At 70.9% G+C, this 23,156-nt stretch carries 19 protein-coding genes; 10 read left to right on the top strand and 9 right to left on the bottom strand.

Annotated elements, in window-relative coordinates:
• The first annotated feature begins 181 nt into the window (after positions 1 to 181).
• The 7 genes from ACFCZ1_RS17930 to pgi all read left to right on the top strand — a co-directional run bounded on the left by ACFCZ1_RS17930 (position 182) and on the right by pgi (position 9,217).
• A complete protein-coding gene (locus tag ACFCZ1_RS17930; protein WP_376679229.1) occupies positions 182 to 3,151 on the top strand; it encodes a M14 family zinc carboxypeptidase in 2,970 nt (989 codons plus the stop codon).
• A 210-nt stretch (positions 3,152 to 3,361) separates the two neighbouring features.
• The gene (gap, locus tag ACFCZ1_RS17935; RefSeq protein WP_376679230.1) at positions 3,362 to 4,369 is read left to right on the top strand and encodes a type I glyceraldehyde-3-phosphate dehydrogenase; all 1,008 of its coding nucleotides are present in this window, start codon (positions 3,362 to 3,364) and stop codon (positions 4,367 to 4,369) included.
• 138 nt (positions 4,370 to 4,507) lie between these two features.
• Positions 4,508 to 5,719, top strand: coding sequence for a phosphoglycerate kinase (locus ACFCZ1_RS17940; RefSeq protein ID WP_376679231.1), 1,212 nt, complete (start codon positions 4,508 to 4,510; stop codon positions 5,717 to 5,719).
• Between the two features lie 6 nt (positions 5,720 to 5,725).
• Positions 5,726 to 6,514, top strand: a complete 789-nt coding sequence (gene tpiA / locus ACFCZ1_RS17945) for a triose-phosphate isomerase (protein ID WP_376679232.1) — start codon at positions 5,726 to 5,728, stop codon at positions 6,512 to 6,514.
• Between the two features lie 129 nt (positions 6,515 to 6,643).
• The gene (gene secG / locus ACFCZ1_RS17950) at positions 6,644 to 6,874 is read left to right on the top strand and encodes a preprotein translocase subunit SecG (RefSeq protein WP_150522109.1); all 231 of its coding nucleotides are present in this window, start codon (positions 6,644 to 6,646) and stop codon (positions 6,872 to 6,874) included.
• Between the two features lie 180 nt (positions 6,875 to 7,054).
• Positions 7,055 to 7,390 carry an RNA polymerase-binding protein RbpA gene (locus ACFCZ1_RS17955; protein ID WP_007263454.1) on the top strand — a complete coding sequence of 112 codons (336 nt, stop codon included), beginning with the start codon at positions 7,055 to 7,057 and terminating at the stop codon, positions 7,388 to 7,390.
• Positions 7,391 to 7,561: 171 nt separating this feature from the next.
• Entirely contained in the window at positions 7,562 to 9,217 is a 1,656-nt protein-coding gene (gene pgi, locus ACFCZ1_RS17960) for a glucose-6-phosphate isomerase (protein WP_376679313.1), read from the top strand.
• 57 nt (positions 9,218 to 9,274) lie between these two features.
• On the opposite strand, the gene pgl is transcribed toward pgi, so the two are convergent.
• The 5 genes from pgl to tkt form a co-directional block, all read right to left on the bottom strand.
• Positions 9,275 to 10,054 (bottom strand): 6-phosphogluconolactonase, encoded by a 780-nt coding sequence (gene pgl, locus ACFCZ1_RS17965; protein WP_376679233.1) that lies wholly within the window; start codon positions 10,052 to 10,054, stop codon positions 9,275 to 9,277.
• A gap of 176 nt (positions 10,055 to 10,230) precedes the next feature.
• Complete coding sequence (gene opcA, locus ACFCZ1_RS17970; RefSeq protein WP_376679234.1) at positions 10,231 to 11,307, bottom strand: glucose-6-phosphate dehydrogenase assembly protein OpcA; 1,077 nt, start codon at positions 11,305 to 11,307, stop codon at positions 10,231 to 10,233.
• Positions 11,304 to 12,830, bottom strand: coding sequence for a glucose-6-phosphate dehydrogenase (gene zwf, locus ACFCZ1_RS17975; protein WP_376679235.1), 1,527 nt, complete (start codon positions 12,828 to 12,830; stop codon positions 11,304 to 11,306). The genes opcA and zwf overlap by 4 nt, the downstream gene beginning before the upstream one ends.
• Positions 12,831 to 12,835: 5 nt before the next feature.
• Positions 12,836 to 13,954, bottom strand: a complete 1,119-nt coding sequence (gene tal / locus ACFCZ1_RS17980) for a transaldolase (RefSeq protein WP_376679236.1) — start codon at positions 13,952 to 13,954, stop codon at positions 12,836 to 12,838.
• A 34-nt stretch (positions 13,955 to 13,988) separates the two neighbouring features.
• Entirely contained in the window at positions 13,989 to 16,106 is a 2,118-nt protein-coding gene (gene tkt, locus ACFCZ1_RS17985; protein ID WP_376679237.1) for a transketolase, read from the bottom strand.
• Between the two features lie 298 nt (positions 16,107 to 16,404).
• On the opposite strand from tkt, the gene ACFCZ1_RS17990 reads away from it, so the two are divergent.
• From ACFCZ1_RS17990 to ACFCZ1_RS18000, 3 genes are all read left to right on the top strand, one after another.
• Entirely contained in the window at positions 16,405 to 17,346 is a 942-nt protein-coding gene (locus tag ACFCZ1_RS17990; RefSeq protein WP_376679238.1) for a heme o synthase, read from the top strand.
• A 24-nt stretch (positions 17,347 to 17,370) separates the two neighbouring features.
• Positions 17,371 to 17,706, top strand: coding sequence for a hypothetical protein (locus ACFCZ1_RS17995; RefSeq protein ID WP_376679239.1), 336 nt, complete (start codon positions 17,371 to 17,373; stop codon positions 17,704 to 17,706).
• A gap of 126 nt (positions 17,707 to 17,832) precedes the next feature.
• A complete protein-coding gene (locus tag ACFCZ1_RS18000; RefSeq protein WP_376679240.1) occupies positions 17,833 to 18,927 on the top strand; it encodes an amidohydrolase family protein in 1,095 nt (364 codons plus the stop codon).
• Between the two features lie 10 nt (positions 18,928 to 18,937).
• On the opposite strand, the gene ACFCZ1_RS18005 is transcribed toward ACFCZ1_RS18000, so the two are convergent.
• The 4 genes from ACFCZ1_RS18005 to ACFCZ1_RS18020 form a co-directional block, all read right to left on the bottom strand.
• Entirely contained in the window at positions 18,938 to 19,927 is a 990-nt protein-coding gene (locus ACFCZ1_RS18005) for a heme A synthase (protein WP_376679241.1), read from the bottom strand.
• Between the two features lie 4 nt (positions 19,928 to 19,931).
• Positions 19,932 to 21,065, bottom strand: a complete 1,134-nt coding sequence (locus ACFCZ1_RS18010; protein WP_376679242.1) for a hypothetical protein — start codon at positions 21,063 to 21,065, stop codon at positions 19,932 to 19,934.
• Positions 21,066 to 21,134: 69 nt separating this feature from the next.
• Positions 21,135 to 21,917 carry an ABC transporter permease gene (locus ACFCZ1_RS18015; protein ID WP_376679243.1) on the bottom strand — a complete coding sequence of 261 codons (783 nt, stop codon included), beginning with the start codon at positions 21,915 to 21,917 and terminating at the stop codon, positions 21,135 to 21,137.
• A 216-nt stretch (positions 21,918 to 22,133) separates the two neighbouring features.
• A complete protein-coding gene (locus tag ACFCZ1_RS18020) occupies positions 22,134 to 23,060 on the bottom strand; it encodes an ABC transporter ATP-binding protein (RefSeq protein ID WP_376679244.1) in 927 nt (308 codons plus the stop codon).
• Positions 23,061 to 23,156 lie beyond the last annotated feature (96 nt).

The raw sequence follows: 23,156 nt of genomic DNA on the forward strand, positions 1-23,156 counted from the left end.
CCGTCGGTGGCCGGCGCCCCGCGTCGACCCCTCCCCGGCCCTGCGGAGCACGGCACCGAACCCTGCGAGCTGATCCAGCCTGACCGGCACGACAGGCCCGACGCCCCATTGACATGAGCACGGGCCGGTCTTGAGGCTGGCGTTCGAACGCTTTCGTGGCAGACGACGCCCAGGGGGGCACATGAGGCACCGCGCGAGATCGATCCTCGCCGCAAGCGCACTCGTCTTCGGAACCACAATTGCCGTACTGCCCGGCGCGGCGCAGGCCCAGCCGGGTTCCACCACCGCATCCACCAACGCCTCCGATGCCGAGGTGCGGGTCTACGACGCCGACATCACCCGGGAGCAGGTCCCGCTCGTCCTCGCCGCCGGCCAGGACGCCCACGAGCTCAGCGAGCAGGTCCCGCAGACCGGCACCGCCGGCGTCGAACTCTTCCTCACCGGCGCCCAGGCCAAGGAGCTCGCCGCCCAGGGCGTCAAGCTCACCGAACACAAGGTCCCGGCCGAGGGCCTGGCCCGCGCCAAGGCCGCCGGGGACGGCGTGTTCCGCCCGTACAGCGGCAAGGGCGGCCTCCAGGAGGAGATCCTGCGGACCGCCCAGCAGAACCCGGGGCTCGCCAAGGTCGTCTCCATCGGCAAGACCGTCCAGGGCAAGGACATCCTCGCCCTCAAGGTCAGCAAGAACGCCAGGAAGACCAAGGACGGCGACAAGCCGTCCGTGCTCTACATGTCCAACCAGCACGCCCGTGAGTGGATCACCCCCGAGATGACCCGGCGGCTGATGCACCACACCCTCGACAACTACGGCAAGGACCCGCGGATCACCGGCCTCGTGGACTCCACGGAGCTGTGGTTCCTGCTCTCGGCCAACCCCGACGGGTACGACTTCACGCACGCGCCCGACGGCGAGCGGCTGTGGCGCAAGAACCTGCGCGACAACAACGGCGACGGCAAGATCACCACCGGCGACGGGGTCGACCTCAACCGGAACTTCGCCTTCAAGTGGGGTTACGACAACGAGGGTTCCTCGCCCAGGCAGGCGAGCGAGACCTATCGCGGCCCCAAGGCGTCCTCCGAGCCCGAGACCGCCGCCCTCGACGCCTTCGAGAAGCGCATCGGCTTCGAGTACGCCGTCAACTACCACTCCGCCGCCGAGCTGCTGCTCTACGGCGTGGGCTGGCAGGTGGCCACCCCCACCCCCGACGACATCGTCTACAAGGCGCTCGCCGGCACCCCGGAGAACCCGGCCGTGCCCGGCTACTACCCGCAGGTCTCCTCCGAGCTCTACACCACCAACGGCGAGGCCGACGGCCACGCCTCCAACGTCAACGGCATCATGATGTTCACGCCGGAGATGACCACCTGCCAGACGGCCTCCGCGAGCGACCCGAACGACCAGTGGAATCCGGAGGACTGCGCCTCCGGATTCAACTTCCCGGACGACGAGAAGCTCATCCAGGCGGAATTCGCCAAGAACATCTCCTTCGCCCTCTCGGTCGGCGAGAGCGCCGCGCACCCGGACCGGCCGGCCTCCTCCGTGGGACTGGGCGCCGCCGACTTCACGCTCGACCCCTTCACCACCTCCTACGCCGCCCGCGGCCAGGACCAGACGGTCGCCGTCACGGCCCGCAAGGCGCTGAAGGACAAGGAGCTCAACTTCAGGATCAACGGCGGCCGCACGCACGACGAGGACCTCAGGGCCTGGAAGGGCGGCGACGTCTACGGCGGCGACGACAACAACTGGTTCGACGAGTACCGGGGCGAGGTGGACGGCGCCAGGCCCGGCGACAAGGTCGAGGTCTGGTTCACCGGCCGCGACCGTTCCGGCAAGAGGGTGTCCAGCGAGCACTTCACGTACACGGTCGCCGAGCGGCCGCGCGCGGACGTACTGGTGATCGCGGAGGAGGGCGCCAAGGCCCAGCACGCCCAGACCTACGTCGACGCCCTGCGCGCAGGCGGCAGGTCCGCCGCGGTCTGGGACGTCGCCGCCCAGGGCGTCCCGCACCACCTCGCAGTGCTCTCCCACTTCGGTACGGCCGTCCACTACACCGGCGCCAAGACCCCCGGCGGGGACACCCAGCTGGCGGTGCGCGACTATCTGAACGAGGGCGGCAAGCTGATCGAGGCCGGTGAGCTGGCGGGCGGCAACGCCCAGGTCGGCCGCGCCGTGACCAACGACTTCAGCCAGTACTGGCTCGGGGCGTACGGGCGTACCAGCACCCCCGGAGCCACCGGATTCACCGGCGCCGGGCCCCTGAACGGCGCGAAGGGCGGCCTCGGCGACGCCGCGGGCAACCCGCTGAACGCCCCCGGCTCCTACACCGTGACCTCCGAGACCCTGGCCCCCGAGCAGTTCCCGCAGTTCAAGAGCGCGCAGGGGGGCCGGTTCACGGGGGTCGTGAACCCGTACGCCCCCTACGCCGGCACCTCGATGGCCTCGGCCCTCCACGAGGACGACGACTGGAAGCGGCTGGTCCGCACGGTCGACCTCACCAAGGTCACCGCCGCCGACAAGCCGCAGCTGGCAATGGCCCTGAGCTGGAACACCGAGGAGGCCTACGACCACGCCGTGCTGGAGGCGCGCACCGTGGGAGGGGACGACTGGACCACCCTGCCGGACGCCGGCGGCCTGAGCAGCGCCACCGTTCCCGAGGAGTGCGGGGCCGGGTTCTTCGTCAACGGCCACCCGTTCCTGCGCCATTACCTCACCCTGGAGGGCGGCGGCTGCACCCCCAAGGGCACCAGCGGCGCGTGGAACAGCTTCACGGGCTCCTCCGGCGGCTGGAAGCAGGTCTCCTTCGACCTGAGCGCCTACGCGGGCAAGACCGTCGAGGTCTCGCTCTCCTACATCACCGACGGAGGCTCCGGCGGCCGCGGCGTCTTCGCGGACGAGGCGCGCCTGAAGGTCGGCGGCGCCGACCAGACCGTGGAGGGGTTCGAGGCGTCCCTCGGTGCCTGGACCGTCCAGAGCGCCCCCGCCGGAAGCCCGGAAGTTCCGGGCGATTGGTCCCGGACCGGGGAACTGTTCAAGTCCTATGCGGCGGTCACTACGCGTGACACCGTGCTCCTCGGCTTCGGCCTGGAACACCTGCCGGCCGCCGCGGACCGCGCCCTACTCGTCGGTAAGGCGCTGCGCACGCTGAACCGCTGATCAGCGGGCCTCCCGGCACTCACCGTGAGTGACGGGGGGCAAGGTCCCGAGGCCCCGTTCCGGCCTGTCCGGTACGGGTCCCCGGGGCGTGTCAGGTCCCCGCCGATGTCACTCCGAAGCTCACGGAGAGGTAGGGTCGTAAGCGGTCGGGGACATCCCATACAGCTCTCGCCGGCGCACTTACCGGCGCACCAACGAGGAGATCGGTTCGTGACGATCCGCGTAGGCATCAACGGTTTTGGCCGAATTGGCCGCAACTACTTCCGGGCGCTCCTTGAGCAGGGAGCGGACATCGAGATCGTCGGTGTCAACGACCTGACTGACAACGCCACCCTGGTGCACCTGCTCAAGTACGACACGATCCTGGGCCGCCTCAAGCACGAGGTCTCCCACACCGCCGACACCATCACGGTCGGCGGCAACACCTTCAAGACCTTCGCCGAGCGCGACCCCGCGAACCTCCCCTGGGGTGAGCTGGGCGCCGACATCGTCATCGAGTCGACCGGCATCTTCACCAAGAAGGCCGACGCGGCCAAGCACATCGCCGCCGGCGCGAAGAAGGTCCTCATCTCGGCTCCGGCCAAGGACGAGGACATCACGATCGTGATGGGCGTCAACCAGGACAAGTACGACGCGGCCAGCCACCACGTCATCTCCAACGCCTCCTGCACCACCAACTGCGTGGCGCCGATGGCCAAGGTCCTCGACGAGAACTTCGGCATCGTCAAGGGCATGATGACGACGGTCCACGCGTACACGAACGACCAGCGGATCCTGGACTTCCCGCACTCGGACCTGCGCCGCGCCCGCGCCGCCGCCGAGAACATCATCCCGACCTCGACCGGAGCCGCCAAGGCCACCGCGCTGGTCCTCCCGCAGCTCAAGGGCAAGCTGGACGGCATCGCCATGCGCGTGCCGGTCCCGACCGGCTCGGTCACGGACCTGGTCCTCGAGCTCTCCCGCGAGACCACCGTGGAAGAGATCAACGCGGCCTTCCAGAAGGCCTCGGAGGGCCAGCTCAAGGGCATCCTCGACTACACCGAGGACGCGATCGTCTCTTCCGACATCGTGAACTGGCCCGCTTCCTGCACCTTCGACTCCTCCCTGACGATGGTCCAGGACGGGACGCAGGTTAAGGTCGTCGGCTGGTACGACAACGAGTGGGGCTACTCCAACCGTCTCGTCGACCTCACGGTCTTCGTCGGTGGCCAGCTCTAAGGTCGCCCGGTTCTAGGTAAGGCACCACGGTGTGAGCACAGGGTCCGGCAGCGCGACGAAGCGCCGCACGGGCCCTGTTGCTTGCCTCGTTCTCCCTTCCTCGCCCTTCGAGCGAAGGGCACAAAGGAGTAGAAACACATGAAGACGATCGACGAACTGCTCGCCGAAGGCGTCAAGGGCAAGCGGGTCTTCGTCCGCGCGGACCTCAACGTTCCGCTGGCCGGGGGCACCATCACCGACGACGGCCGCATCCGCGCCGTCCAGCCCACGATCGCGAAGCTCGCCGCCTCCGGCGCCCGCGTCATCGTGGCCTCGCACCTGGGCCGCCCCAAGGGCGCCCCGGACCCGGCCTTCTCGCTGGCCCCGGCTGCCGCACGGCTCGGCGAACTGCTCGGTGCGGACGTCGCGTTCGCCACCGACACCATCGGCGACTCCGCCAAGGAGACCGTCGCCGCCCTCACCGACGGCCAGGTCGCCGTCATCGAGAACCTGCGCTTCAACGCCGGTGAGACCGCGAAGGACGACGCCGAGCGCGGCGCCTTCGCGGACCAGCTCGCGGAGCTCGCCGACATCTACGTCGGCGACGGTTTCGGCGCCGTCCACCGCAAGCACGCCTCGGTCTTCGACCTCCCCGCGCGCCTCCCGCACGCGGCCGGCTACCTCATCGCCACCGAGGTCGGCGTCCTGAAGAAGCTGACCGCCGAGGTCGAGCGCCCCTACGTCGTCGTCCTCGGCGGCGCCAAGGTCTCCGACAAGCTGGCGGTCATCGACGAGCTGCTCGGCAAGGCCGACCGCATCCTCATCGGCGGCGGCATGGCGTACACCTTCCTCAAGGCCCTCGGCCACGAGGTCGGGATCTCCCTCCTCCAGGAAGACCAGATCCCGCAGGTCACGGAGTACATGAAGCGCGCGAAGGAGACCGGCGTCGAGCTGGTCCTCCCGGTCGACGTGCTGGTCTCGGCGGAGTTCCCCGACCTCAAGGGCAAGACCCCGGCGACCTTCGAGACGGTCGACGCGGACGGCATCCCCGCGGACAAGGAGGGCCTGGACATCGGCCCCAAGACCCGCGAGCTCTACGCGTCCAAGATCGCCGATGCCCGGACCGTCTTCTGGAACGGCCCGGTCGGCGTCTTCGAGCACCCGGACTACGCGGGCGGCACCTCGGCCGTCGCGCAGGCCCTCGTGGACAGCAGCGCCTTCACCGTCGTCGGCGGCGGCGACTCGGCCGCGGCCGTGCGTACGCTCGGTTTCGACGAGAAGGCTTTCGGCCACATTTCCACCGGTGGTGGCGCTTCCCTCGAATACCTCGAGGGCAAGACGCTCCCCGGCCTCGCCGCCCTGGAGGGCTGACCCGCAATGACCGCAGTAGAGAACGGCCGCACCCCGCTGATGGCGGGCAACTGGAAGATGAACCTCAACCACCTCGAGGCCATCGCCCACACCCAGAAGCTCGCCTTCGCGCTCGCCGACAAGGACTACGACGCCGTCGAGGTCGCGGTCCTGCCGCCCTTCGTCGACCTCCGCTCGGTCCAGACCCTGGTCGAAGGCGACAAGCTGAAGATCAAGTACGGCGCGCAGGACATCTCCGCGCACGACTCCGGTGCCTACACCGGCGAGATCTCCGGTTCGATGCTCTCGAAGCTGAAGTGCACGTACGTGGCCGTCGGCCACAGCGAGCGCCGCCAGTACCACGGCGAGAGCGACGAGCTCTGCAACGCCAAGGTCAAGGCCGCCTACCGCCACGGGCTCACCCCGATCCTGTGCGTCGGCGAGGGCCTCGACGTCCGCAAGGCCGGCCAGCAGGTCGCGTACACGCTGAACCAGGTCGACGGCGGCCTCAAGGACGTCCCGGCCGAGCAGGTCGAGTCCATCGTGATCGCGTACGAGCCCGTGTGGGCCATCGGGACCGGCGAGGTCGCCACCCCCGAGGACGCCCAGGAGGTCTGCGGGGCGATCCGCGGCCGTCTCGCGGAGCTGTACTCGCAGGAGCTGGCCGACAAGGTCCGCATCCAGTACGGCGGCTCGGTGAAGTCCGGGAACATCGCGGCGATCATGGCCCAGCCCGACGTCGACGGCGCCCTGATCGGCGGTGCCGCGCTGGACGCGGACGAGTTCGTCAAGATCGTCCGCTTCCGCGACCAGTGAGTATGCGGTAGGACGGATCCGTCGTACTCTTGCGGGGGCCAGGAGGCTGAACACCAGCCACTGGCCCCCGCGCACATCCAGCACAGCCGGAAAGCCAGAAAAGCCAGAAAGTAGGAATCAGCCGTGATTATGGGGTTCTCGATCGCCCTGATCGTCTTCAGCGCCCTGCTGATGCTGCTCGTGCTGATGCACAAGGGCAAGGGCGGCGGCCTTTCCGACATGTTCGGCGGCGGCATGCAGTCGTCCGTCGGTGGCTCCTCCGTCGCGGAGCGCAACCTGGACCGCATCACCGTCGTGGTCGGTCTGCTGTGGTTCGCGTGCATCATGGCGCTCGGCCTCCTGATGAAGTCGAGCAGCTGACCGTTCTGGCCATTCGGGCAGTCCGGTCGGCTCCGCCCGGCCTATCATGAGGTCCGGCGTCCAGCCGTGGAACCAGTAACTCCGCTCGCTGGACGTGCGTTGGGCCTTACGTAGACTTGGGCGCCCGCGGCGGAAATTCCACTCACGCTCCGCGGCACCATCACGCAGGGAGTTACGACCGTGGCAAGTGGCAACGCGATCCGTGGTAGCCGGGTCGGCGCGGGGCCGATGGGTGAGGCCGAGCGCGGCGAGTCCGCGCCCCGCCTGCGCATCTCCTTCTGGTGCTCGAACGGGCACGAGACGCAGCCGAGCTTCGCCAGCGACGCGCAGGTGCCGGACACCTGGGACTGCCCGCGCTGCGGGTTCCCGGCCGGCCAGGACCGGGACAACCCGCCGGCGCCGCCGCGCACCGAGCCGTACAAGACGCACCTGGCGTACGTACGGGAGCGGCGCACGGACGCCGACGGCGAGGCGATCCTCGCCGAGGCCCTCGCCAAACTGCGCGGCGAGATCTGAATCCGCCCGGCACGTGGGAATTGAGGCCCGGTCACTCAGGAGACTTCTCCTGCGTGACCGGGCCTCTTCGTGCGTCCGGGCCGAAGGCGATGTCCGATACGCCGCTTCGGATCCCTTAAGTTGGAGCCCGGCGGGGCACGACAGGACGGAAGAAGTGGGTTGATGTCCGAGATGAACGCAGACAGCCGTGGGAAGCTCAACCGGACGCCGGAGTGGCTCGCACTCGGCAAGCACCGGGAGGAGCTCGGGCAGACGCATCTGCGGGAGCTGTTCGAGGAGAATCCTGGCCGCGGCGCCGGCTACACCCTGCGGGCCGGGGACCTGCACATCGACTACTCGAAGCACCTCGTGACGGACGAGACGCTGACGCTGCTGCGCGAACTGGCGGCGGCGACGGGCGTGGCCGGGCTGCGCGAGGCGATGTTCCGCGGCGAGAAGATCAACGTGACCGAGGGCCGGGCGGTCCTGCACACAGCCCTGCGCGCCCCCGCGGACGCCGTCGTCGAGGTGGACGGCGAGAACGTCGTCCCAGAGGTGCACGCCGTCCTCGACAAGATGGCGGCCTTCTCCGGCCAGGTCAGGTCGGGGCAGTGGACCGGCTTCACCGGCAAGCGCATCAGGAACGTCGTCAACATCGGCATCGGCGGCTCCGACCTGGGTCCCGCGATGGCGTACGAGGCGCTGCGCGCCTTCGCCGACCGCGACCTGACCGTGCGCTTCGTGTCCAACGTGGACGGCGCGGACCTGCACGAGGCCGTGCGCGACCTGGACCCGGCCGAGACGCTGTTCATCATCGCCTCCAAGACCTTCACCACCATCGAGACCATCACCAACGCCACCTCGGCGCGCGAATGGCTGCTGGCGGGGCTCGGTGGTGACCCGGCGGCCGTGGCACGGCACTTCGTGGCGCTGTCGACCAACGCCGAGAAGGTGACCGGCTTCGGCATCGATCCGGCCAACATGTTCGGCTTCTGGGACTGGGTCGGCGGCCGCTACTCCTTCGACTCGGCCATCGGCCTCTCCCTGATGATCGCGATCGGCCCGGACGCCTTCCGCGAGCTGCTCGGCGGCTTCCACACCATGGACCGGCACTTCCGCACGGCGCCGCCGGAGGAGAACGCCCCGCTGCTGCTGGGCCTGTTGGGCATCTGGTACGGCAACTTCTTCGACGCGCAGTCGCACGCCGTGCTCCCGTACAGCCACTACCTCTCCCGCTTCACCGCCTACTTGCAGCAGCTGGACATGGAGTCCAACGGCAAGTCGGTGGACCGCGAAGGCAGTCCGGTGGAGTGGCAGACGGGTCCGGTGGTGTGGGGCACGCCCGGCACCAACGGGCAGCACGCCTACTACCAGCTGATCCACCAGGGGACGAAGATGATCCCCGCGGACTTCATCGGCTTCGCGCGCCCGGTGGCGGAGCTGGGGTCCTCGCTCGCCGCCCAGCACGACCTGCTGATGGCGAACTTCTTCGCGCAGACCCAGGCGCTGGCCTTCGGCAAGACGGCCGACGAGGTACGGGCGGAGGGCGCCCCGGAGTCGCTGGTCCCGCACAAGACCTTCCACGGGAACCACCCGACGACCACCATCCTGGCCGCCGAACTCACCCCGGCGGTGCTGGGCCAGCTGATCGCGCTGTACGAGCACAAGGTGTTCGTACAGGGCGCGGTGTGGAACATCGACTCCTTCGACCAGTGGGGCGTGGAGCTCGGCAAGGTCCTCGCCAAGCGGGTCGAGCCCGCGCTGACGGAGGGCGCGGACGTCCCGGGCCTGGACGCCTCGACGAAGGCCCTGGTGGCCGCCTACCGCGAGCTGCGCGGCCGCGGCTGACACGCCTGACATGAGGAAGCGCCCCGCACCGGTCGGTGCGGGGCGCTTCGCCGTACGTCAGGAGGCCGGCGGGTACATCCCGGAGGGGAGCTTCGCGGCCGCCGCGCGGTCCAGGAGCCACAGGGTGCGGGAGCGGCCGTAGGCGGCCGCCGCCGGGGCCTGGAACTCCCCGGCGCCGCCGAGGGCGAGGGACACCGCGCCGGCCTTGTCCTCGCCCGCCGCGAGGAGCCAGACCTCCCGGGCCGCCCGGATCGCCGGGAGCGTCAGGGAGATCCGGGTGGGCGGGGGCTTCGGGGCGCCGTGGACGCCGACGACCGTGCGTTCGGCCTCGCGGGTCGCCGGGTGCTCCGGGAAGAGCGAGGCCACGTGGGTGTCCGGGCCGACGCCGAGCATCAGCACGTCGAAGCGGGGGACCGGGCCGTGGTCCTCCGGACCGGCCGCCGCCGCCAGCTCGGCCGCGTACGCCGCCGCGGCGGCGTCCACGTCGTCCTCGTACGGGCCGTCCGAGGCCGGCATGACGTGTACCCGGGCGGGATCCACCGGGACGGAGTCCAGGAGGGCCGCACGGGCCTGGGTGTGGTTGCGCTCGGGGTCGTCGGCGGGGACGTAACGCTCGTCGCCCCACCACAGGTCGAGGCGCGACCAGTCGACCGCGTCCCGGGCCGGGGCGGCGGCGAGCGCCGCGAGGAGGCCGTTGCCGTTGCGGCCGCCGGTGAGGACGACGGACGCGGTGCCGCGAGCCGTCTGCGCGTCCACGATCTTCGTGATGAGCCGGGCCGCCGTGGCCTGGGCCATCAGCTCCTTGTCCCGGTGGACGACGACCTGGGGAGTCGTCATACCCATGTGCTGCCGCCTTCGTTGGTAGTGCGGGTGGGCCGCCGCGCGGAGCCGTTCCCCCACCCCGCCCCTTTCTCCGTTTCCCGGGGCTCTGCCCGGACCCCGGTTTCCCGGGGCACCTCCCAGCGGTAGCCGGGGGAGAAGGGGCGGGGCGGGGGAAGCCCCGCAGGGTACGGCTACTTGGCCGTTGCCTTCTTCGCCGGCTTGGCCGCCGGCTTCGCGGGCTCGGCCTTGGCGGGGGCCTCGGCCTTGGCACGAGCCCCGGTCCCGGCCCCGGCCCCGGTGCCGGCCCCGGACCCGGCCGGAGCCTCGACCGGGCCGGAGTCCGCGGACTGCAGCTTCGACACGCCGAACTTCAGTGAAGCCTCGAACGTGTTGTCCGGGTCCAGCCGGCGCAGCTCCTCCGCCAGGAGCTCGGCCGTGTCGCGGCGCTTGAGCGCCACCGCACGGTCGGGCTGCCCCGGCATGCACAGCGTGGCCAGCGCCCCGTCCGCCCGGTCCAGGACGATCGCGCCGTCCTTGGTCTCCAGCCGCACGGCCGTCAGGCCGGGGCCCGACGACAGCGTGCGCGTGACGGGGACCTGGAGCCGGTCCGCCAGCCACATGGCCAGCAGCTCGCAACTCGGGTTGTCGGCCTCGCCCTCGACGGTCGCCGAGGACACCGACAGGCTCTGCTGGTCCAGCGCGGCCGCCAGCATGGAGCGCCACGGCGTGATCCGGGTCCACGACAGGTCCGTGTCCCCGGGCGCGTACGCAGCGGCCCGCGCACCGAGGGCCCCGATCGGGTCCTCGGTGGAGTACGTGTCCGAGATCCGGCGCTGGCCCAGCGCACCCAGCGGGTCGCCCGCCAGGTCCGAGGGGGCGCCGTCCGGCCACCAGACCACCACGGGGGCGTCCGGCAGCAGAAGAGGGAGAACCACGGACTGGGCGTGGTCGACCAGTTCGCCGTGAAGGCGGAGCACGACCGTCTCGCCGGTGCCGGAGTCCGCCCCGACACGGACTTCCGCGTCGAGACGGGCGACCTGGCGGCTGCGCGGCGAGCGGCTGACCCGCTTGACGACGACGACGATCCGCGAGGGGTGTTCGTGGGACGCGTCGTTCGCCGACTTGAGCGCGTCGTACGCGTTCTCCTCGTCGGTCACGATCACCAGCGTGAGGACCATGCCGATGGCAGGCGTGCCGATGTCCCGGCGCGCCTGCACCAACGCGGCGTTGATCTTGCTGGAGTTGGTCTCCGTCAGGTCGATCTTCATGGCCGGCGCCAGCTCCGTCCGTCTCGTGCGAGCATCTCGTCCGCCTCGACCGGACCCCAGGTGCCCGCCGGGTACTGCGCGGGCTTGCCGTGCTTGTCCCAGTACTCCTCGATCGGGTCGAGGATGTTCCAGGAGAGCTCGACCTCCTGGTGACGCGGGAAGAGGTTCGCGTCGCCGAGGAGCACGTCGAGGATGAGCCGCTCGTACGCCTCGGGGCTCGACTCCGTGAAGGACTCGCCGTAGGCGAAGTCCATCGTGACGTCCCGGACCTCCATGGAGGTGCCCGGAACCTTGGAGCCGAAGCGGACCGTCACGCCCTCGTCCGGCTGGACCCGGATGACCAGGGCGTTCTGCCCCAGCTCCTCGGTCGCGCCCGACTCGAACGGGAGGTACGGGGCCCGCTTGAAGACCACCGCGATCTCGGTCACCCGGCGGCCCAGGCGCTTGCCGGTCCGCAGGTAGAACGGGACGCCCGCCCAGCGGCGGTTGTTGATCTCCAGGCGGATGGCCGCGTAGGTGTCGGTCTTCGACTTGGGGTCGATGCCGTCCTCTTCGAGGTACCCGACGACCTTCTCGCCGCCCTGCCACGCCGCCGAGTACTGGCCGCGCACGGTGTGCTTGCCCAGGTCGTCGGGCAGCTCCACGGCGGTCAGCACCTTGAGCTTCTCGGCCACCAGCGCCTTGGGGTGGAAGGAGCCCGGCTCCTCCATCGCCGTCAGCGCGAGCAGCTGCAGCAGGTGGTTCTGGATGACGTCACGGGCCGCGCCGATGCCGTCGTAGTAGCCGGCCCGGCCGCCGATGCCGATGTCCTCGGCCATGGTGATCTGCACGTGGTCGACGTACGACCGGTTCCAGATCGGCTCGAACATGGTGTTGGCGAAGCGGAGCGCCAGGATGTTCTGGACGGTCTCCTTGCCGAGGTAGTGGTCGATCCGGAAGACCTCGTCACGCGGGAAGACCTCGTGGACGACCTTGTTGAGTTCCTCGGCGCTCTTCAGGTTGTGGCCGAAGGGCTTCTCGATGACGGCGCGCCGCCAGGAGCCCTCCTTCTGCGCGAGACCGTGGTCCTTGAGCTGCTGGACCACCTTGGGGAAGAACTTCGGCGGGACGGACAGGTAGAAGGCGAAGTTCCCGCCCGTTCCCTGCGCCTTGTCGAGCTCCTCTATCGTCGCCTTCAGCGTCTCGAAGGCGGCGTCGTCGTCGAAGTCGCCCTGGACGAAGCGGCAGCCCTGCACCAGCTGCTGCCAGACCTCCTCGCGGAAGGGCGTGCGGGAGTGCTCCTTGACCGCGTCGTGGACCTCCTGCGCGAAGTCCTCGTCCTGCCACTCGCGACGGGCGAACCCGATCAGCGAGAAGCCCGGCGGGAGGAGACCGCGGTTGGCCAGGTCGTAGACGGCAGGCATCAGCTTCTTGCGCGACAGGTCACCCGTAACGCCGAAAATGACCAGGCCGGACGGCCCCGCGATGCGCGGGAGCCGCCGGTCCTGTGCGTCACGAAGCGGGTTCGCTCCGTTTACAGACAAGGTGTTCAGGCCTCCGTGGGGGCGAGGCGCTCAAGCTCCGCCTCGGTCGACTTCAGCAGGTCGTTCCAGGACGCCTCGAACTTCTCGACGCCCTCGTCCTCGAGCAGCTGCACCACATCGTCGTACGAGATGCCCAGCTTCGCGACCGCGTCGAGCTCGGCGCGCGCCTGCCCGTAGGTCCCGCGCACGGTGTCGCCCGTGATCTGCCCGTGGTCGGCGGTGGCCTCCAGCGTGGCCTCCGGCATGGTGTTCACCGTGTTCGGGGCGACCAGGTCGTCCACGTACAGGGTGTCCTTGTACGCCGGGTCCTTGACGCCCGTCGAGGCCCACAGCGCACGCTGCTTGTTGGCGCCGACACGCTCCAGGGCGTTCCACCGGTCGGAGGAGAAGACCTCCTCGTACGCCTCGTAGGCCAGACGGGCGTTGGCGAGTGCCGCCTTGCCCTTGAGGGCCTTCGCCTCGTCGGTGCCGACGGCGTCCAGGCGCTTGTCGATCTCGCTGTCCACACGGGACACGAAGAAGGAGGCGACCGAGTGGATCAGGGAGAGGTCCAGGCCCGCGGCCTTGGCCTTCTCCAGACCCGCGAGGTACGCGTCCATGACCTCGCGGTAGCGCTCCAGCGAGAAGATCAGCGTGACGTTGACGCTGATGCCCTTGCCGATGACCTCGGTGATCGCCGGCAGGCCGGCCTTGGTCGCCGGGATCTTGATGAGCGTGTTCGGGCGGTCCACCAGCCAGGCCAGCTGCTTGGCCTCGGCGACGGTCGCCGTGGTCTGGTGTGCCAGACGGGGGTCGACCTCGATGGACACGCGGCCGTCCTGGCCGTCGGTGCGGTCGTAGACCGGGCGCAGGATGTCGGCGGCGTCGCGGACGTCCGCCGTCGTGATCATGCGGATGGCCTCGTCGACGGTGACCTTGCGGGCGGCGAGGTCGGCGAGCTGCTGCTCGTAGCCGTCACCGCTGCTGATCGCCTTCTGGAAGATGGACGGGTTGGTGGTGACACCGACCACGTGCGACTGGTCGATGAGCTCGGCCAGGTTGCCGGACGTGATGCGCTTGCGGGACAGGTCGTCCAGCCAGATCGCCACGCCCTCGTCGGAGAGGCGCTTGAGTGCGTCTGTCATGGGATTTGCATCTCCTACTGGTGTTGTACGGGCGTCAGCGCGCGGCTGCGGCGAGGCGTGCCGATTCGATGCTGGCCTTGGCGGCGGCGGTCACGGCCTCGGCGGTGAAGCCGAACTCGCGGAACAGCACCTTCGCGTCGGCGGAGGCGCCGAAGTGCTCCAGCGACACGATCCGGCCGGCGTCGCCGACGTACCGGTGCCAGGTCAGGCCGATGCCGGCCTCGACCGCGACGCGGGCCCTGACCGAGGAGGGCAGGACGCTGTCCTTGTACTCCTGGTCCTGCTCCTCGAACCATTCGACGGACGGCATGGAGACGACCCGGGTGGGGATGCCCTCGGCCTGGAGCTGCTCGCGGGCCTCGACGGCCAGGTGCACCTCGGAGCCGGTGCCGATGAGGACGACCTCGGCGGCTGTGCTCTCCCCCTCGGAGCCCTCGGCCTCGAACATCACGTAACCGCCCTTGGCGGTGTCCTCGTTGCGCTCGTAGGTCGGCACGCCCTGGCGGGTGAGCGCCAGGCCGTGCGGGGCGCCCTTGCCGAACACCTTGGTGTGGCGGCGCAGGATCTCGCGCCAGGCGATGGCGGTCTCGTTGGCGTCGGCCGGGCGGACGACGTTGAGGCCCGGGATGGCGCGCAGCGAGGCCAGGTGCTCGACCGGCTGGTGGGTCGGGCCGTCCTCGCCGAGACCGATGGAGTCGTGCGTCCACACGTACGTCACCGGGACGTGCATCAGCGCGGAGAGGCGGACGGCGTTGCGCATGTAGTCGGAGAACACCAGGAAGGTGCCGCCGTACACGCGGGTGTGGCCGTGCAGGGCGATGCCGTTCATGGCCGCGGCCATGGCGTGCTCGCGGATGCCGAAGTGGATGGTGCGGCCGTACGGGTCGGCCTCCGGCAGCGGGTTGCCCACCGGCAGGAACGAGGAGTCCTTGTCGATGGTCGTGTTGTTGGAGCCGGCCAGGTCGGCCGAGCCGCCCCACAGCTCCGGGATGACCGCGCCGAGCGCCTGGAGCACCTTGCCGGAGGCGGCGCGGGTGGCGACACCCTTGCCGGCCTCGAAGACGGGGAGCTCGTCCTCCCAGCCCGCGGGCAGCTCGTTCGCGTTGACGCGGTCGAACTCGGCGGCGCGCTCCGGGTTGGCGGTGCGCCAGGCGGAGAAGTCCTTCTCCCACGCGGCCTTGGCCTCGCGGCCGCGGTCGAGCGCCTTGCGGGTGTGGGAGATGACCTCGTCGGAGACCTCGAAGGTCTTCTCCGGGTCGAAGCCGAGCACGCGCTTGGTGGCCGCGACCTCGTCGTCGCCGAGCGCGGAGCCGTGCGAGGCCTCGGTGCCCTGGGCGTGCGGGGCCGGCCAGGCGATGATCGAGCGCATCGCGATGAAGGAGGGGCGCTCGGTCTCGGCCTTGGCGGCCTGGAGGGCGGCGAACAGCGCCTTCGGGTCGAGGTCGCCGTTCTCCTGCTGCGCGACGCGCTGGACGTGCCAGCCGTACGCCTCGTACCGCTTGAGGGTGTCCTCGGAGACGGCCGTCTCGGTGTCACCCTCGATGGAGATGTGGTTGTCGTCCCACAGCAGCACCAGGTTGCCGAGCTTCTGGTGGCCGGCCAGCGCGGACGCCTCGTGGGAGATGCCCTCCTGGAGGCAGCCGTCGCCCGCGATCGCGTAGATCATGTGATCGAACGGGGAGGCGCCCTGCGGGGTCTGCGGGTCGAACAGGCCGCGCTCGTAGCGGGCGGCCATGGCCATGCCCACCGCGTTGGCGATGCCCTGGCCCAGCGGGCCGGTGGTGGTCTCGACGGCGGCCGTGTGGCCGTACTCCGGGTGACCGGGGGTCTTGGAACCCCAGGTGCGGAACGCCTTGAGGTCGTCCAGCTCCAGGCCGAAGCCACCGAGGTAGAGCTGGGTGTAAAGGGTGAGGGACGAGTGCCCCGCGGAGAGCACGAAGCGGTCGCGGCCGACCCACTCATGGTCCGCCGGGTCGTGCCGCATCACCTTCTGGAAGAGGGTGTACGCGGCGGGGGCCAGGCTCATCGCCGTACCGGGGTGGCCGTTTCCGACCTTCTGGACCGCGTCAGCGGCCAGGATGCGGGCGGTGTCGACGGCCCGCTGGTCCAGTTCGGTCCACTCGAGCTCTGTGGTGGTCGGCTTGGTGCTCACCGTTGGTCAGGGCTCCTCTCCACATGTCTGTTCCCGGTGACGAACGGTCGCACCGGCGCGATTCCGAGCCTACCCCCGCAACGGCGTGGGGCTATTCGAGTGCCCACGGTCCGTCACCACGCCGGCAGCCCGTGTTCACCTGCCCGCCCCGTCCGATCGGCCCAACACGAAGCGACCCCGGCGCGGGGCGACCGAAGCGCAACGTCTAGAGTGGCGTGGTACGCGCAAGCCTCCACCGGCCCTTCATTTACTGAACGGTGCGAGCCGGGGCTTGCTGGATTCTCTCTCAGGGGTGCGTGTGACGGCCGTCGAATCCCGTCCAGCGGGGGTGCTCGGGACGAGCCCCGTCCACCGGCCGTTCGGGGCCCGGGTCATGGCTTTCGTGGCTTTGACCAAGCCGCGGATCATCGAACTTCTGCTGATCACCACAGTGCCGGTGATGTTCCTCGCCGAGCAGGGTGTGCCGTCGCTGTGGCTGGTCCTCGCGACCTGCTTCGGCGGCTACCTGTCCGCGGGCGGCGCCAACGCGCTGAACATGTACATCGACCGCGACATCGACGCCCTGATGGACCGGACCTCGCAGCGCCCGTTGGTGACCGGCATGGTCAGCCCACGGGAGTGCCTGGCCTTCGGCATCACCCTCGGTGTGGTCTCCACGCTCTTCTTCGGCCTGCTGATCAACTGGCTCTCGGCCGCCCTCGCGCTCGGCGCGCTCCTCTTCTACGTCGTGGTCTACACGATGCTGCTGAAGCGGCGCACCGCCCAGAACATCGTCTGGGGCGGCATCGCGGGCTGCATGCCGGTGCTCATCGGCTGGTCCGCGGTCAAGGACGAGGTCTCCTGGGCCGCGGTCATCCTCTTCCTCGTCATCTTCTTCTGGACGCCGCCGCACTACTGGCCGCTGTCCATGAAGGTGAAGGACGACTACGCGCGTGTCGGCGTGCCGATGCTCCCGGTCGTGGCGGGCAACAAGGTCGTGGCCCGGCAGATCGTCCTCTACAGCTGGGTGATGGTGGCGGTCTCGCTGCTGCTGACCCCGCTGGGCTACACCGGATGGTTCTACACGGCGGTCGCGCTGGTCGCGGGCGGCTGGTGGCTGTGGGAGGCGCACGCGCTGCACGCTCGCGCCAAGGCCGGCGTGACAGGGGCGAAGCTCAAGGAGATGCGCCTGTTCCACTGGTCCATCACCTATGTGTCGCTGCTGTTCGTGGCGGTGGCCGTGGATCCCTTCCTCCGCTGATTACTCACCGGTAGCATGCCTTTCATGGCAGACACCACCGCAGACAAGAAGCAGGACCGCACGGCGGCGAAGCTGGCCAGGCAGATCGGTGCCTTCGCCGGCCTGCACGGCGGCGCCGAGGGCCACCTCGCCCACATCGGCCAGGCCGGCACCCGGATCGTGCTCGTGGGCACGGACGGCGAATGGGGCGACCTGGTCGCCCCGACCTTCGCAGTGGCCCGGCTGGCCGCCGAGAAGGCCGGGCTGACCCTCCACGAGGAGTTCGACGGGGAGTTCGCCGCGCGCGTGCGCACCGGCCCGTACGAGTGGACGCGGATGGCCGGCATCCAGCTCGGCGGGCAGCAGAACCCGGCGGCCTAGCCCTCCCGGAGGCCGCCGGGGGCGCGGAGTGGCCGCTCGGTCAACAGCACGAGCAACACCTCGCACCCCGCTCACCCGTTAGGACGTGTGGAAGCTCCTTCCCCACGTCCGCAACGGGATGCCCGGATGATCGAAACGCCGCCCCTGGTGGACCAGTACTGCCACGGATTCCTCCGTACGGAGCTGGGCCTGGCCACCTTCGAGGCCCAGCTGATCCGCTCGGTCGGCCCGCCCGCCGCGGGCACCACCTTCTTCGACACGCAGGCCGGTTTCGCGGTGCGCCGCTGGTGCCCGCCGCTGCTCGGGCTGGAGCCGCACTGTGCGCCCGCCCGGTACCTGGCCCGGCGGCGCGAGCTGGGCGCGGCCGAGTCCGCGCGGCTGCTGCTGCGGGGCTCGGGGGTCGGCGCCCACCTGGTCGACACCGGCGCGGCGGGTGACGTCACCGGCCCCAAGGAGCTGGCCCTCGCCGGGGACGCCGAGAGCTTCGAGGTGGTCCGGCCCGAACTGCTGGCCGAGCAGGTCGCCGACACCTCCGGGACGGTGGCCGCCTTCCTCGCCAATCTCGCCGAGGCCATGCACCACACCGCCGCCGGGGCAGTGGCCTTCAGCTGCGGCGCTGCCGCCGACTACCCGGTCGTCCTGGACCGGGCGCCCGAGCCGCCCGATCCGGGCGAGGTGCGCGGGGCGGCCGGCCGGTGGCTGGCCCGCCGGGTCAAGGGCGAGCCCGTACGCGACCCCGTACTCCTGCGGCACCTGCTGTGGAGCGCGGTGGCGTCCGGGCTGCCGCTCCAGCTGCACACGGGCGCGGGGGACCCGGTGCGCCTCACGCGGTTCGTGCAGGCCACCGCCGGTCAGGGGACGCGGCTGGTGCTGCTCGGCGGATACCCCTACCACCGGCACACGGCGCAGCTGGCCGCGTCCTTCCCGCACGTCCACGCCGACGCCGGCGCGGCCCTCGGGCGGACCGGGGCGCGGGCCGCGGCGGTCCTGGCCGAGCTGCTGGAGATCGTCCCGTTCGGGAAGCTGCTGTTCTCCAGTGGCGGGCGGCAGCTGCCCGAGCTGCACGCGGTGGGTGCCCTGGTGTTCCGGGAGGCGCTGGGCCGGGTGCTGGGCGGCTGGGTCGGCGAGGGGTCCTGGTCCTGGCGGGACGCGGGCCGGGTGGCCTCCATGGTCGCGGCGGGCAACGCCCGCCGCGTCTACCGGCTGGACGGGCGGGGTTGAACCCCGCGGTTCAGACGGTGGAGAGCTGGGGGTCGCCCTGAGCGGGGATCTCCGCCTGCCCGGCCGGCCGCTCGCGCAGGCTCAGCGCGAGCCGGAGCACCGAGATCCACACCAGGCAGGAGCCCAGCATGTGGGCGGCGACGAGGAGCTCGGGCAGCTCGGTGAAGAACTGCACGTAGCCGATGGCGCCCTGCGCGAGCAGCACGATCAGCAGGTCACGGGCGCGGGCCCGGGTGTCCGCGGGGGCGTCGACCACGCGCAGCACCAGCCACATCGCCACAGCCAGCGCGCACACCACCCAGGCGGCGACGGCGTGCACATGGGCGGTGGCCGACCAGTCGAACGGCATCCGCTCGATCTCGCTGCGGTCACCGGCGTGCGGTCCGGAACCGGTGACCACCGTGCCCGCCGCGATCAGTACGAAGGTCACCGCGAGCAGCGCCCACGCCAGCTTGCGCACCGGGCCGGGCACACGCGGCCGGGGGGCGCGGTCGCCCTCCCGGGTGCGCTGCCAGGTCACCGTCGTCACGGTGATCAGCGAGGTGGCGAGCAGGAAGTGCCCGGCCACGCTGTAGGGGTTGAGACCCGTCATGACGGTGATGCCGCCGAGCACGGCGTTGGCCACCACGATGGCGAACTGGACCCACCCGAGCTTCGTCAGCGCGGCGCGCCAGGGCTTGGCCGAGCGGGCCGCGAGGATGACCCAGCCGACGGCCGCGCTGAGCACGTACGTCAGCATCCGGTTGCCGAACTCGATGGCGCCGTGGAAGCCCTGGGCCGGAGTCGCGACGAGGCTGTCGTCGGTGCACTTGGGCCAGGTGTCGCAGCCGAGTCCGGATCCGGTCAGCCGCACCGCGCCGCCGGTGACGACGATGACCACGCTCATGAGGAGCGCGGCGGCCGCGGCCCGCCGGACGATCCGGGGTGACGGAGTCCAGCGACTGGCGATGTATGCGAATGGGTTCAACACGGCACCTATCGTAGGCCGAGCCTTGTGCAAAGTTTCACGAGGGGGTGTCCGTGGGGGCGTCGGGGCCGGAGGCCAGCCGGAAGAGCGCTCCGGCCGGGTCGCCCTCCGCGTGCCACCACAGGAGGACGCGCCAGTGGCCGCCGTCGCCGGGGTGGTCCGCCGAGCCCAGGAACTCTCTTACTAATTCAGTTCCTATGTCCTGGGCCGTCCTGTTCCTCACCTCTGTGGCGCTGTGCCATGGATGCTCCAGTACGTTCCACATGCCGTCAGGGCCGCGCACCTCGACGCGCCACACCGCGAGCCAGGGCGTGACCTCCAGCATCGTGCGCACCTGCCCGGCGCCGAGGCGCAGCCGGGCCGCGATCTCGGACTCCTCGAACCCCTGGGCGCGGGCGGCCACCACGGCCTGGGGCAGCAGCCGTTCCGGCAGCAGCCGCTCGGCGCGCAGGCTCACCAGGGAGCCGAAGGCCAGGAAGCGCAGGCGCAGTTCCAGCTGCCTGCCGATGTGGTCGAGCGCCTCCTCGGCCTCCTCGGACGCCTCCGGGCCGTGGCCCGCGAGCAGCAGCTCGCGGAAGTCCGACTCGGCGTCCACCGCCCAGGCCACCGCGTCCTCGGTGGAACCCAGCTCCGCGAGACGGTCCCCGAGGAACACCTTGGCCTGGGCGAGGCCCCGGCGGTTGACCGGGTCGTTCTGGTCCAGGCCCGCCCACACCCCCACCGCCGTGCGGGTCAGATCGCGGGCCCGCTCACCGGCCGCCCGCTCCATGGCGCTCGGCCCCTCCGTGGCGGTCCGGCCCAGCGGGTGCTTGGGCAGCCGGTCCCCGTCGCTCAGCGGCCAGGCCAGCCACACCCCGTGGTTGATCAGCCCGCGGGCGTACCAGCGGGTGAAGTCGGGGGAGTACGCGGCCGCCCGCTGGGAGCTGCGCAGCCCCTCCTCGATCGTGGCGAGGGCGGTCGCGCGGTCCCCCTCGGCGAACCGCAGGGCGGCCCGGTCGGCGAGGCGCAGTCCCAGCAGCGCGATGCAGTCGGGGTCGTCGGGTCGGGTGCGCAGGGCCGCGACCAGCTCGTCGAGCAGCCGCTCGCGCTCCGCCGGCTCCGCGTGCGCCGCCCCCGACCGCACGTGTGCCCATTGCTCGTCCAGCCGTAGAACGGCCTCCCGCTGCACCATGTCCGCCCCCCCGGCTTCATGTGTGGAGGCGCCCATCCTCGCGGCTGCGCCGCCGCGAGGGGAAGGGTTTCATTCCCAGCGGAAGAAGCGCGCCGCGGCGCCCAGGCCGAGTGCGGCCCAGGCCGCCAGCACGGCCGCGTCGCCCCAGGGCAGGGCGGCCCCGTGCTGGAGCACCTCGCGCAGCCCGTCGGACAGGGCCGAGATGGGCAGCAGCTCCAGTACGGACCGCAGGGCGCCCGGGAACTTCTCCATCGGCACGATCACCCCGCCGCCGACCAGCAGCAGGAGGAACACCAGATTGGCGGCGGCCAGGGTCATCTCGGCCTTGAGGGTGCCCGCCATCAGCAGGCCCAGCCCGGAGAACGCGGCGGTGCCGAGCAGGATCAGCGCGGCCGCCGACAGCGGGTTCCCGTGCGGGGACCAGCCGAGCGCGAAGGCGATCGCGGTGAGCAGGGCGATCTGGAGCACCTCGGTGACCAGGACGGACAGGGTCTTGGCGGCCATCAGAGCCCAGCGCGGCAGCGGGGAGGCCCCGAGGCGCTTGAGGACCCCGTAGCGGCGGTCGAACCCGGTGGCGATGGCCTGGCCGGTGAAGGCCGTGGACATCACGGCGAGGGCCAGGACGCCCGGGGCGAGGAAGTCCACGGACTTCTCGGCACCGCCCTCTTGAATGGGCACGGTCACGATGTCCACGGCGGAGAAGAGGGTCAGCAGCAGCGCCGGGATGATCACGGTCAGCAGCAGCTGCTCCCCGTTGCGCAGCAGCATCCGGGTCTCCAGTGCCGTCTGCGCGAGGATCATGCGGGAGACGGGGGCCGCCCCCGGGGCGGGGGTGAACGTGCCGGCGCTCATCGGCGCAGCTCCTTGCGGGTCGGTTCCGGGCTCATGAACGCAACTCCTTGCCGGTCAGCTCCAGGCTGTGTCTTCCCGGGGGGGCGACCCCCGGACCCCCGGCGGGTGCCGGGCCCGTGCGCGGTCATGAACGCAACTCCTTGCCGGTCAGCTCCAGGCTGTGTCTTCCCGGGGGGCGACCCCCGGACCCCCGGCGGGTGCCGGGCCCGTGCGCGGTCATGAACGCAACTCCTTGCCGGTCAGCTCCAGGAACACGTCCTCCAGGGTGTGCCGCTCCACCGAGAGGCTGTCCGGCATGACGCCGTGCTGCGCGCACCAGGAGGCGACGGTGGCGAGCAGCTGGGGGTGGACGTCGCCGGTGACCCGGTAGACGCCCGGGGTGAGCTCGGCGGCCTGGGTGCCGTCGGGCAGCGCCTTCAGCAGCGAGGCGAGGTCCAGGGAGGGCCGGCCGGTGAAGCGCAGCGTGTTCTCGGCGCCGCCCCGGCACAGCTGCTCGGGGCTGCCGTGGGTGATGACCTTGCCCGCGTCCACGATGGCGACCTCGTCGGCGAGCTGCTCGGCCTCGTCCATGTGGTGGGTGGTGAGCACGACGGTGACCCCGTCCGCGCGCAGCTCCCGTACGAGGTCCCACGTCGCCCGGCGGGCCTGCGGGTCCAGTCCGGCGGTGGGCTCGTCCAGGAAGACCAGCTCGGGACGGCCGACGACGGCCATGGCGAGGGCCAGACGCTGCTGCTGGCCGCCGGAGAGCCTGCGGTAGGGGGTGCGGCCGCAGCTGCCGAGGCCGAGGCGTTCCGCCAGCGTGCCGACGTCGAGCGGGTCGGCGTACAGCCCGGCCATGTGGCGCAGCATCTCGACGGCGCGGGCCCCGGAGTAGACGCCCCCGGACTGGAGCATCACGCCGATCCGCGGGCGCAGGGCCCCGGCCTGGGCGACCGGGTCGAGGCCGAGGACGCGGACGGTGCCGGCGTCGGGGCGGAGGTAGCCCTCGCAGGTCTCCACCGTGGTCGTCTTGCCCGCGCCGTTGGGGCCGAGGACCGCGGTGACGGAGGCCCTGCGGACGGTGAGGTCCAGGCCGTCCACCGCTGTTTTGGGGCCGTACCGCTTCACCAGTCCGCGGATCTCCACGGCGGGGTCGTTGCTCATGGGGGATGAGTCTACGGAGCCGGGCGGGCGCCGTTTTCGTCGCCTTCGGGTTCGCACATCGTGCTGTGATCGCGACTGTTTCCGGGGTGTCGCTCC

Source organism: Streptomyces sp. NPDC056224, from assembly GCF_042267665.1.
GTDB lineage: Bacteria > Actinomycetota > Actinomycetes > Streptomycetales > Streptomycetaceae > Streptomyces.